The sequence below is a fragment of the Chitinophaga sp. MM2321 genome, assembly GCF_964033635.1.
Lineage (GTDB): Bacteria > Bacteroidota > Bacteroidia > Chitinophagales > Chitinophagaceae > Chitinophaga.
Genome location: NZ_OZ035533.1, coordinates 5,613,924 through 5,625,573 on the forward strand (window position 1 = coordinate 5,613,924; position 11,650 = coordinate 5,625,573).

The 11,650-nt window shown below is 45.7% G+C and carries 14 protein-coding genes; 4 read left to right on the forward strand and 10 right to left on the reverse strand.

Annotation, left to right across the window (positions count from 1 at the left end):
* Positions 1-48: 48 nt before the first annotated feature.
* Positions 49-1,656, forward strand: a complete 1,608-nt coding sequence (locus ABQ275_RS21875) for a Na+/H+ antiporter (RefSeq protein WP_349315268.1) — start codon at positions 49-51, stop codon at positions 1,654-1,656.
* Positions 1,657-1,776: 120 nt separating this feature from the next.
* Here ABQ275_RS21875 and ABQ275_RS21880 read toward each other — a convergent pair whose 3' ends face one another.
* Positions 1,777-2,064: a hypothetical protein gene (locus tag ABQ275_RS21880; protein WP_349315269.1), complete on the reverse strand. Its 288-nt coding sequence runs from the start codon at positions 2,062-2,064 to the stop codon at positions 1,777-1,779.
* A 233-nt stretch (positions 2,065-2,297) separates the two neighbouring features.
* Here ABQ275_RS21880 and ABQ275_RS21885 point away from each other — a divergent pair, with 233 nt between their 5' ends.
* Positions 2,298-2,885, forward strand: coding sequence for an SMI1/KNR4 family protein (locus ABQ275_RS21885; protein ID WP_349315270.1), 588 nt, complete (start codon positions 2,298-2,300; stop codon positions 2,883-2,885).
* On the opposite strand, the gene ABQ275_RS21890 is transcribed toward ABQ275_RS21885, so the two are convergent.
* The 3 genes from ABQ275_RS21890 to ABQ275_RS21900 all read right to left on the reverse strand — a co-directional run bounded on the left by ABQ275_RS21890 (position 2,873) and on the right by ABQ275_RS21900 (position 4,061).
* Positions 2,873-3,052, reverse strand: coding sequence for an AraC family transcriptional regulator (locus ABQ275_RS21890; protein WP_349315271.1), 180 nt, complete (start codon positions 3,050-3,052; stop codon positions 2,873-2,875). The genes ABQ275_RS21885 and ABQ275_RS21890 overlap by 13 nt on opposite strands.
* On the reverse strand, positions 3,018-3,413 hold the full coding sequence (locus ABQ275_RS21895) for an AraC family transcriptional regulator ligand-binding domain-containing protein (protein WP_349315272.1): 396 nt from the start codon (positions 3,411-3,413) through the stop codon (positions 3,018-3,020). Before ABQ275_RS21895 ends, ABQ275_RS21890 begins: the two co-directional genes overlap by 35 nt.
* Positions 3,414-3,485: 72 nt before the next feature.
* Complete coding sequence (locus tag ABQ275_RS21900; protein WP_349315273.1) at positions 3,486-4,061, reverse strand: hypothetical protein; 576 nt, start codon at positions 4,059-4,061, stop codon at positions 3,486-3,488.
* A 207-nt stretch (positions 4,062-4,268) separates the two neighbouring features.
* Here ABQ275_RS21900 and ABQ275_RS21905 point away from each other — a divergent pair, with 207 nt between their 5' ends.
* Positions 4,269-4,571, forward strand: a complete 303-nt coding sequence (locus ABQ275_RS21905; protein ID WP_349315274.1) for a hypothetical protein — start codon at positions 4,269-4,271, stop codon at positions 4,569-4,571.
* A 66-nt stretch (positions 4,572-4,637) separates the two neighbouring features.
* Here ABQ275_RS21905 and ABQ275_RS21910 read toward each other — a convergent pair whose 3' ends face one another.
* The 6 genes from ABQ275_RS21910 to ABQ275_RS21935 all read right to left on the reverse strand — a co-directional run bounded on the left by ABQ275_RS21910 (position 4,638) and on the right by ABQ275_RS21935 (position 10,752).
* Positions 4,638-5,858: an ABC transporter permease gene (locus ABQ275_RS21910; RefSeq protein ID WP_349315275.1), complete on the reverse strand. Its 1,221-nt coding sequence runs from the start codon at positions 5,856-5,858 to the stop codon at positions 4,638-4,640.
* 13 nt (positions 5,859-5,871) lie between these two features.
* Positions 5,872-6,621, reverse strand: coding sequence for an ABC transporter ATP-binding protein (locus tag ABQ275_RS21915; protein WP_349315276.1), 750 nt, complete (start codon positions 6,619-6,621; stop codon positions 5,872-5,874).
* Positions 6,618-7,847, reverse strand: coding sequence for an efflux RND transporter periplasmic adaptor subunit (locus ABQ275_RS21920; protein WP_349315277.1), 1,230 nt, complete (start codon positions 7,845-7,847; stop codon positions 6,618-6,620). Before ABQ275_RS21920 ends, ABQ275_RS21915 begins: the two co-directional genes overlap by 4 nt.
* A gap of 12 nt (positions 7,848-7,859) precedes the next feature.
* Complete coding sequence (locus ABQ275_RS21925) at positions 7,860-9,137, reverse strand: TolC family protein (protein WP_349315278.1); 1,278 nt, start codon at positions 9,135-9,137, stop codon at positions 7,860-7,862.
* A 289-nt stretch (positions 9,138-9,426) separates the two neighbouring features.
* Positions 9,427-9,888 carry a DUF983 domain-containing protein gene (locus tag ABQ275_RS21930; protein ID WP_349315279.1) on the reverse strand — a complete coding sequence of 154 codons (462 nt, stop codon included), beginning with the start codon at positions 9,886-9,888 and terminating at the stop codon, positions 9,427-9,429.
* Between the two features lie 30 nt (positions 9,889-9,918).
* On the reverse strand, positions 9,919-10,752 hold the full coding sequence (locus tag ABQ275_RS21935) for an AraC family transcriptional regulator (RefSeq protein WP_349315280.1): 834 nt from the start codon (positions 10,750-10,752) through the stop codon (positions 9,919-9,921).
* Positions 10,753-10,947: 195 nt separating this feature from the next.
* On the opposite strand from ABQ275_RS21935, the gene ABQ275_RS21940 reads away from it, so the two are divergent.
* On the forward strand, positions 10,948-11,640 hold the full coding sequence (locus ABQ275_RS21940) for a FadR/GntR family transcriptional regulator (protein ID WP_349315281.1): 693 nt from the start codon (positions 10,948-10,950) through the stop codon (positions 11,638-11,640).
* Positions 11,641-11,650: the final 10 nt, after the last annotated feature.

Here is an 11,650-nt window from a genome sequence, read left to right on the forward strand (position 1 = left end):
CATTTGTCTGTTAATTCATTAAATTAACATTCAAATCCAGCTGCGTATATGCATCATTCATTGCTCCTGATTCTTACCCTGCTGTTTGCCGTTTTCATGTTAGTAATGGCAGGGCAGAAACTAAAAATATCATATCCTATTTTTCTGGTGCTGGCTGGTCTTGCCATTGGTTTTATACCAGGCATGCCCCGCATAGAAATAGATCCGGAACTGATATTCCTGATCTTTTTGCCGCCACTGCTGTACGAAGCAGCCTGGTATACTTCCTGGAATGATTTCTGGAAATGGAAAAGACCGATAGCACTACTGGCTTTTGGTGCAGTGATTTTCACCTCACTGATCGTGGCGTATATTTCCAATGCCATGATACCGGGGTTTACACTGGCTCTGGGCTTCCTGCTGGGCGGTATCATTTCTCCGCCCGATGCCGTTGCCGCTACGTCTGTATTAAAGCATGTGAAAGTACCCAAGCGGGCATTGACGATCCTCGAAGGTGAAAGCCTGGTGAATGATGCATCCAGTTTAATTGTATTCCGCTTTGCGCTTGCTGCGGTAGTAACGGGGCAGTTCGTCATGCACCAGGCGGTGACAGATTTCTTCCTCTCTGCCGGCATGGGCATCGTTATCGGACTGGCCATTGCACATATCATGTATGCCATTCACCGCTTCCTGCCTACCACGCCCAGCATTGATTCCGCATTGACTTTAATGACGCCTTACTTCATTTACATCGCTGCGGAGCAGTTTCATTTTTCCGGTGTAATGGCGGTTGTAAGCGGAGGTCTATTCTTATCCTACCGTTCACACGAAATATTTAAAGATGGTGCTACCCGCATGCAGATGCTCGGTGTATGGAGTACGCTGATCTTTGTTATGAATGGCATCATCTTTATCCTGATAGGGCTGGAACTGCCTACCATCGTGGAAGGACTGGGAGATTACTCCATAGGGGAAGCGATAAAATATGGTTTGATCATCAGTGTGCTCACCATTCTTATCCGGTTGCTATGGGTATATCCCGCTACTTTCATACCCCGTTGGCTGAGTAAAAAGATCCGTACCAGGGAGGCCAATCCAGGCTGGAAAGGCCCTTTGATTGTAAGCTGGGCAGGTATGCGGGGCGTGGTTTCACTGGCATCCGCCTTGTCTATACCACTGCTGATCAACGGCCAACCTTTCCCGCATCGCAACCTCATTTTGTTTATCACTTTTATTGTGATCCTGGTTACACTCGTATTTCAAGGGCTTACTTTACCGGTGCTGATTAAATTAATCAAGATAAAAGAGATAGATGACATCACCCCGGAAGATGAGCAGAGCGCAGGGATACAGCTATACCTTATGAAAGCGTCTCTTGACAGGCTGCATGAAAAATATCTTTTTGAAACAACAGATAATGAGCTGGTGGGTTTTCTGAAAAAAGACCTGGAACATAATATCTCCATTACCCAGGCGCGGCTCGATTCTCTCGTGTGTGATGATACGATGAAAGAAGAGGTTGATCTGTATCATCATATACTACTTGATCTATACGGCGTACAACGCAAAGCCCTGTTCAAACTCCGGCAGGACAAGGCTTTCGGTGATGAAGCCATCCGTAAACAGGAACTGCAACTGGATCTCGATGAACTGAAGATCAGTCAGCCTGAGCACTAACGTAAACGTACATACGTATCTATGTGAATCATTATTTCTTCCGGAAAATAGCTGCCAACTGTTCTACATAAAAAAAGCGCCCGCAAGATGCAGGCGCTTTTTAACAATGTCTTTTCCGTGTTACTTTTCGTCTTCTTCCTCTTCATCTTCCCCATCATCTTCCAGCCATTCCATGTAGGAGTAGTACCAGTCTTCCAGTTGTTCCAGCAGTTCCTGTTTTTTCTCCGGGGTGTTTTTGAAGAATTCTTCTACGTTATCTATTTCTTCAACGATGTCGATGTAAGCAGTTTCTTCGTCTTCTTCCACACGTTTGGCAAAGAAGCGGGGTTTTTCGGTATGAAAAATATATTCATTTTCCGGATCTGTTACAGGATCGTCTGCGATCAGAAATTTAGGTAACTGTGCCATAATGCGTTATTTACGTTTTTATTATTATCTGCTAAGTCAGAATTACAAAATTATTGATAATTGCCTAAAAATAAGGAATTACTTATTTCATACAATGATCCAAACGGGTAAAGAACACAAAGATCAGTGGGTTACAACCTGGTGTGTAGTCCTCTCCTGATGGCTTTGCATGAAATAAGTAATTTTATTCACAAAATTTCACATCTTTATAGTCGGTTTTAAACCCACACCATATGCAAGAATACTGGACCAGATGGGAAAATTGGATGAAACAGCATGCCCCAAGACTACTTAACATCCTTAATCCCGGCGTTACTTATGAAGCCGTAGAGTCCCTCGAAAAACTCATAGGAGCGGCTATGCCCGCTGATTTCAAAGCATTTTATGCCATCCACAACGGCCAGCAACATGCCAGGGCAGGATTGGTGGATGCTGACCAACTGTTGCCGGTAGAAGAGATCATAGAAAAGTGGCATCACTGGCAGGACCTGCTGGATGCCGGCACTTTCATGTACAATGATGAGCCTATTATCTCTGAGCCAGACACGGGCATCAAAAACAATTGGTGGAATCCGCTGTGGATACCCATTACCAGCGACGGTTTTGGCAATTACCTGTGCCTGGACCTGGACCCTGCTCCGGGTGGCCAGCATGGACAAATAATTACCCTATGGCATGATGACAGCCACCGCGCAGTGGTAGCTCCTTCTTTCCGGGAATGGGTGGCCGCCTATATTGCCGCCATTGAAAAAGGGGATTATATCTTTGTGAAGAAATGGGGTATTGTACACCGGGACACCAGCTTTAACTATAACGACTGATAGCTTACCGGTGTATTGCCGGTCCATCGCTTAAAGGCGCGTGTAAAAGCACTCAACTCATTATATCCCAGCATATAGGAAATGTCTTTCAGCGGATAATTACCTGAAGAGATGTAGTGTAAGGCCAGCGACTTACGTACCGCATCGGCTACTTCCTGGTATTTCACCCCCCTCTGCTCTCAGCTTGCGTTGCAGGCTGCGTGGGCTCAGGTTGAAATTGGCGGCCATCTGTTCCAGTGAGGCAACTCCCAGGTAGGAATTGGCCAGCAAATAGTTGTATACCCTTGTCTGCAATGTTTTTGCAACCGTCTTTTCATTTGCAAGGGCGCTTACTTTCTGCAACAACAAACTTTGCAATTCATAGTTAGCACTTAGCACCGGTTCTTCCCAATACCGGGCGTCGAATACCAGCACATATTCTCCGGCGCGCTTTACAGGTTTGCAACGGAATACACGCTCGTATTCGGACAAATCAGGTACCGTGTAAGGCAACCGGACCGCAGCAGGGGCAATCTTTTCCAGCAGCACACAGGAGAACAGTTTTTGGGGTGAATAAGATAGCGGCAAACCTTCTGCGTACGGGCACGCCGGGGGTTTGTCCTATTTAAAAAACCAGCGTTTTCTTTTATCCTTTTTATGTTCTTCTACCACGGGTGCTACACATGGAACAGGGGCTGTTAATGGATTATTATTTACGACTTTCGTATAGCTGATTACCACGGCGCCCGTTGTAAATTGCTGTCTGGAAATTGCATAACCTGTTACTACAACAACAGGAAGATCGACAGTCTGCGTCACAGCTCTTTTACCGGTGTCTGCCGGAAGCAGTGTAACATCCATCTCTATGCGTTCCAACCCTCTTGTTTCCGCATGGCCTTCATTCGCGATGCTTACCACCATTCCGGCAGTAAGCAACATGGCGGGGATAAAGCTATTTCTTTGTGGTAGCGGTGGCGGTATACATCCCCCTAACTGATCATTCGTAAAATGACCACATACATTTCCCTTACCGTTATTGATAACAGCGAAAATTTCAGCATCCGTCAATAAGGAGAAATCGATCACGGTTTTATCACAACTAATGCAGTGCTTACCGGCAGCAGTATCGGTCATTTTATCCCAATTCTCCCCGCAAGGTGTAGGAATAGATAGGTACAGACCTTTCGTGCATTTCATGTGTACAGGTTATCGGCTATGAATATACGAAAATAAATCAACATGCAGGATGGGGAAATCCCCGGTACATCTCAATTTCAGCCGAAAATAACATATCTGTAAGTGCCTGTTTTTCAATGACAAAAAAGCGTATGCCGGTATGGCATCATAATTGAAATACTATCAACGCTAAAGCAATCAAAAATTTTCAATTTAAAAAGATCAATCATGAAAGCTCCAAAACGTATTTCAGCATTTCTGTTCGCAGCTGCATTAGGTGCAGTAGTTTCAATGGCAGGTCAGCATGTATATGCACAAGGTATTGACAGCACTGCTAAAAAAATAGGTCACAAAACAGCCTCCGTAGCTGTGAAGGGCGCATCGGCCGTTACGGATAAAATATATAAAGGAAAAGAAGGGCCAAATGGAGAAACCGTGTATATCAACAAAAATGATAAAAAATATATAGTGGACGAAAAGGGAAAGAAAGTATATCTGAAAAAGTCTCAGATACATGATAAAAAAGACTAAGTTTTAAGTTTTAGTTGTAAAAAAGCCGGCGGGGAAACCTACCGGCTTTTTTTATGCTTTACAACACTATTCATACCGCAACGCTTCAATAGGGTCCAACCTCGAAGCGGCCTGCGCCGGGTAATATCCGAAAAACACCCCGGTAAACGCACATACTGCAAATGATAAAATAATAGAGGATTCGGTTACCATGGTAGGCCAACCCAATGTTAGCGTAATCACTTTGGCAGTAGTAACGCCCAGGATCGCCCCTATGACACCACCGGTAATACTGATAATAATTGCCTCTACCAGGAATTGCAACAAAATATCTATCCCCCTGGCCCCGATAGACATGCGCAGTCCTATTTCCCGCGTACGCTCCGTTACAGATACATACATGATGTTCATGATACCGATCCCGCCAATCACCAGCGAGATACCCGCAATGGCCGTGAGCAGAATAGTAAGCAGGCTGCTGGTAGAACTCAGTGTCTTGATCAGCTCTTCCATGGTTCTCACCTGGAAATTATTTTCATCCGTAGGCCGCAGGCGGTGCGTTTCCCGCAGGATATCTATTATTTCATCCGTTGCCTTGGCAGATTCTCCTTCACTGATAGCAGAGGCATAGATGCTCTGGAAATAGATGGTCGCCAGGATACGTTTTTGTACCGTTGTATAAGGTGTAAGAATGATGTCATCCTGATCCTGCCCGAAAGAACTCTGTCCCTTGGGTGCCAGTGTACCTATCACCTGCAATGGAATGGAATTAAGCCGGATCACTTTGCCGATAGGACTCTCCCCACTGGGAAAGATGTTATTGATAACGGTTTGTCCCAGCAAACACACCTTGGCAGCGGTAGCCACATCCGCATCCGAAAAACTGACACCCTGGTCAACCGTCAGCTTGCGGATATCGAAATAGGAAGGAGCAACGCCCTGCAAACTGGTAGGCCAGTTGAGCGCACCGTAAATAGCCTGTCCTTTGGTAGATGCTACCGGCGATACAGCACTTACATACACGGCGTTTTTCTGGATCGCTTTCACATCTGTTATGGTGAGCGACTGAAAACTGGCACCTTCCACCCTCACACCACCCGATACATTACTACTGGGCAAAATGGTGATCATATTAGATCCCATACTACTCAGCTGCGACTGAATACTCTCCTTGGAGCCTTCTCCTATCGCCACCATAGCAATAACAGCCGCCACACCGATAATGATGCCCAACATGGTAAGGAAGGCCCGCAGCTTATTGCGTTCCAGCGCCCTTAATGCTATTCGTATGAGATTAATTGCACTCATGCTTACTGGTTAATTAATAATCATCTGCCGTTGGCAATGAAGCCAATGCTTCCTTTGCCGAACGTACCGTTTCATTCATACTGTCTTTGACTACTTTACCATCGCGCAGCATTACTGTTCTGCTGCTGAAAGCGGCAATATCCGGTTCATGCGTTACAAACACAATGGTTTTACCTTCCTGCTGGTTCAGGTCCTGCATCAGCGACATGATTTCGTAGGAAGTACGCGTATCCAGGTTGCCGGTTGCTTCATCTGCCAGGATCATGACCGGCTGATTGACCAGCGCACGGGCGATGGCCACCCGTTGTTGCTGTCCGCCCGAAAGCTGGCTGGGCGTATGTCCCAGGCGATCCGCTAATTTCACTGCCTCCAGCGCCTGTACTGCCTTTTCCCTTCTTTCCTGCGCACTCAACGATGGATTATAGAACAGCGGTAACTCCACATTTTCCAATGCAGAAGTGCGCGGTAATAAATTATAAGCCTGAAATACAAACCCTATCTTATGGTTACGCAACCTTGCCAGCTCATTACGCGACAACTCACTTACATTCACCCCATCCAGCAGGTAGTTCCCATCCGTAGGCTTGTCCAGGCAACCCAATACATTCAGTAGCGTGGTTTTTCCGGAACCACTGCTCCCCATAATGGTAATAAACTCGCCTGCATGTACATCGAAAGAAACGCCCTTTAGCGCGCGCACCACTTCCGTGCCCATCACGAACTCACGCCTGATCTGTTGCAGTTCCAGGATTTTCTTGTTCATCGTCTCCGGCCTCCTCCCATTTTTGGTAAAAACGGACTTTTGGTACCAGCGGCGGCCACCGGGCCACTACTGCCGTTCAGCGAAAGAACCACCACATCATTTTCACTGAGCCCCGACAATACTTCTATATGCGTATTATCGTTCAATCCCGTACGGATATGTTTTTGCACCAGTGAATCTCCCCGCAACAACCATACATAATTGGAAGAACCGATACGCTCCACACTTTTGAATTTCCCGGTTGTATCCCTCCGGGTAGCGCCTGCATTTCTCCGCACCGCACTGGCTATTACATAATCTTTTAGCGCAACAGAGTCGGGCCGGAATTTGAGGGCCTTTACCGACAGCAGCAAAGCTGTATCTTTTTCTGCTGTAAAGATGGTTACGTTGGCCGTCATCCCCGGCTTCAGTTTTTTATTTTCATTGGGTGCATTAATGATTGTATTGTAAGTCACCACATTCGATGAAACGGAGGGCTGTAGCCGGATTTCCTGTACACGGCCGGCAAATACATCTTCCAGGTAAGCATCTACGGTAAAGGTTACACGCTGCGAGTCTGCCACGTTACCGATGTCTGCTTCATCCACACTGGATTCTACCTGCATTTTGGTAATATCTTTGGCGATCACAAATAACGTAGGTGTATTAAAACTTGCAGCCACTGTTTGTCCTACGCTCACATTCCTGTTGAGTACTACGCCATCTATCGGCGATGTTATTTCCGTAAAAGAGAAATTTTTTAAAGATGATTGCAACTGCGCATTCACACTGGCTACAGTGGCTTTGCTCTGGTTGAGCTGATTGGTGGCTATATCATAATCCGACTTGCTGATAGCCCCTGTTTTAAACAACAATTCCTGTCGTTTAAAATTATTCTGCTGATACTCAAAGTTGCTTTGCGCCACAAGGAGATTAGCGCGGAACTGGTCTACCTGGGCCTGGAACAAAGATTTATCCAGTTCTGCCAGCAGCTGTCCTTTTTTTACCTGGCTATTGAAATCAACATACAGGGATTTGAGCGTTCCCGACACCTGCGTACCAACGGCCACGGTATCTACCGGTTGTATGGTACCAGTGGCTGTAACGGAAGTAGCAATATGTCCGTAGACAGGCTGCTCTGTTTCGAATGATACCGGCACCTCCTTCTTCCTGATAAAAAAATACCAGATGGCTAAAGCCACCACCAGGATCGCCACAGCGATGATAATTCCTTTATACTTTCTCATACTTCATGGCATTTATAGTTTTACCGGTACGCCCCTGTAAAAATCATAGATCCTGATCGTCAATGCTGCATTGTATTTGGACTGGATATATGATTGCAAAGCCTGGATATATAAATTTTTCTGCTGTAAAAAATCCACCATATTCGCTACGCCTACCTTTAGTTGTTCTGTAGCAATGCGATAACTTTCCTGTGTAAATTTCAGCTGCTCCACTGCTGCGTCATACTGGGCCTGGGCGTTTTGTACATTGATATACGCCTGTTCAACTGTCTGCGACAAATTGGTTTTGGTATCCTGTAATACAAGCCTGGACTGATCTACGGCGATCTTCGATTTTTCTACATTCGTTTTATTCACCCGCCGCGTAAAAATGGGAACGGATAACGTTAGTCCTATCTGCTGATAAAAATTATTATCCAGTTGTTTGAAGTAAGTATATCCGGGATCTCTTGCATAGGAGCTTCCTAATGCGCCACCGGCTGACAACGTAGGCCAGTAAGCCGCTTTAGCTTTTGCCAGGTCCAGTGAGGCTATTTCTACACCCAGTTCACCGCTCTTTATTTCCGGCCGGTTGGCATAAGCAGTATCCTGTACCTGTTGCAAGGGTAATACTTCCGCATTGGCCAGGAGTGTATCGGGTTCATTTATTTCAAAATTGTAGCCACTGGGTAGCTGTAATAATTGTTTCAGTACAAGCTTGTTCTGCCGGTGCTGATTCTCTGCGGTAACGAGCAGGTACCGGTCATTGGCAAGCTGCGATTGTAGCTCCGCCAGGTCTTTCAGGGCAATAGTACCTACATCATAAAACTGCTGTCCCTGTTTCACCTGCGCCGCTGAAGTAGTTACCACATCTTTTACGTATACAATATTTTCTTTTGCCAGCAAGATGTTCAGATAGGCTTGTGTGATCAGGACGGTGATATCATTTACCTGTTGCGCGATGTTTAATCCCGCTACCTGTGTAAGCAGATTCTTTTGCCTGATATCATAATTGAGTGCTCCTCCCTGAAAGATTACCATTGAAGAGTTAACGGAGTAGTTGCCGGAAGCGTTCAGTTCATAAGGTGTGTTGCCGGTAACCGTGGTAATTTTGCCTCCCGACAGCGATTGTGTGGCAGATCCTGTGAGGTTGGGTAGCCTGGCTGCACGCGATAACAATATATCCTGTTCGCTGCTCATCCGGCTCAACCGCAAACTATTCAGTTGCAGGTTGTACTTCATTGCATAGTCCAGGCAATCCTGCAACCCCCAAGTGGCAGGCAGTGCAGCTAAACTGCTATCCTGTGCCATCAGCAAAGGGCTATTAAAAAATACTAAAAGTGTAAAAAATAATAGTAACCCGGGCCGCCTGATAAACACCATCGTATCATCATTGATGTTAGCAAAATGTACGGATAGGAATGGAGGTTAAATAGTAATACAATATACCGAAAAAATACCAGGATTAATGGATGATAAGATTTAAAAGGATGGGTGTTTTGTTGTTTATGATGATTACCGGCAGCTGCTATCGCATGCCCGTTTTTTATCAAACAACAAAACACCCATCCTTTTAAATCTTATCATCCATTAATCCTGGTCAGATGGCGCCTTTATACGTAGCGTTTGCCCTTCCGCTTCCTGCGGGTGGCCCCTGGTACCAGTGTTCATCATATCTTACAAAGAAGGCCAGCCATATGGTTCTGGACCAGCGCATCAGCAAAGGCTGCATAGCCAGCAGGATGAAGGCATTAACACCCAGCCACCAGAAGATGCTGTTATCATAAATGGAGAAGCCTATTAATACCCACCAGGCAACAAGGCTGGCCACACATACAGCGATAGACAATGCATAACTCACATAGCCGGTACCGTAGTAAAAGCCTACTTCCACTTCGATAGGCTGTCCGCAAACCGGACAGGTATCCGGCATTTTCAGACAGTCCTTGATGTTATAAGGATTTTTGTATTGAAAGATAGCCCCCCGTCTGCACCTGGCGCATTTATTACCTACCAGGCTTTTGATCAGATTCGGCTTCTCGTGATTTTTATCTGCACACATGTTAATGAGTTTGACAGTTATTACTATAAATCAGATTATATTTTTACGGAATTCTTCCGGTGTAATACCTACATATTTCTTGAAGAACTTCGTGAAATAAGAATTGTCTGTAAAGCTTAGCTGGTAAGCAATAGCGGCGATACTCATATCGGCATTAATGAGCAGTCTTTTTGCTTCCAGCAGGATGCGGTCGCGGATGATCTCTCCCGCAGATTTGCCCAGCATATGCCGGCAAAAAGCATTGAGATAATTAGGCGTCACATACAGCAGGGCCGCGTAGTCTTTAGGCAGGCGCAGTTGCATGTAATGCTGCTCTACCAGCTTACGGAAATTACGCAGCAGTACATAATTATGCGACGGCTCCTGTGTGGCCAGTCCTGCCCTGTTGGCTCGACTCACCTGTACAAACATCTCCAGCAGCAGTAACCGCAACATATCATGACTATAAGCTTCTTCCCCGTTTAGCTCTTTCAGCATTTTCTCAAACAGCTGCACAACCGTGTGGGTAGCCTCCCCGGGCAGTTGTACCACATCTTCGGCACTTGCACCGCTGAAAAAGGGAAACTTCTCTATGTATTCTGCATCCTGTAAAAAGGAGTTAAAGAAACCGCCGGCTACATTAATGACATAGCCTTCAATCGTTCCTTCAAAGAACCAGCTGTGTACTTGTCCGGGTACCATAAAGTATAGTTGTCCCGCTTTTACCGGAAAACGCTCAAAGTCTATCGTATGACTTCCCCCGCCTTTGGTAAAATAGGCCAGATGGTAAAAAGAATGCCGGTGAGGAAACCGGATATCGTGGTGTGCAGCGAGATAATCAGTAAATCGTGCTACCAGGATATCTTCCGGAGCTTGTTTTCCCATAGCCAGGGAACAGATGTCATATGTAGGAATAGTCGCCTTTGACATGATATTGCAAAGGTACCATGAAGCGGGGGATTGTGGTTGTGCAATCAGGAGCGAAAATGGTACTTTTTACCTATTGGCTCAAATTTAATTGATTTATTATGCGAAATTTCCACATTTCAACATCCGTAAATCCCAAAATATTTTCTACTTTTGCAGTCATCAGATGATATGACGACTAAAACAAACGCACCTTTACAGCGCCGGAGCCTTGCAGAAGAAGTAGCAGGCAGGCTCCAGGAACAGATCACTTCCGGCAAATATGCCGTAGGGGAAAAGCTGCCTACTGAACCCGAGCTCATGGTTCAGTTCGGCGTAGGCCGTTCCAGTATCCGGGAAGCGGTGAAAACACTCGCCAACCAGGGACTGGTACGTGTACAACAAGGACTCGGTACTTTTGTGGCATCACAAACAGTTACCGGAGAGCTATTGTCGCAACGGCTGCAACGTGCAGATTTTGAAGACCTCAACGAGGTACGTTTTTTACTGGAGGTAAAGATCGCAGAAAAGGCCGCACTGCACCGCAGTAATAAAGACATTGAAAAGATGAAGGGGTTCCTGAAAAAACGCTACGAATATGCTGCGGCCAACCAGCTGGAAGCATGTATCCAGGCGGATATCAACTTCCACACAACCATTGCGGAAGCATCCAAAAACGAGATTATGCTGGACCTTTACAAGACGGTGGCTGATCATCTTAAAAAATCCTTTTTACTGCGTTACGGAAATACGGAATCCTTTACAGAATCGCAATACCTCCATGATGCCCTGCTGCAAAGTATTATAGACAAAGATGCCAGGAAGGCACTCCATTGGGCAACAAAAATAAGCAGTCACCCTAAATAATTTTTTATAC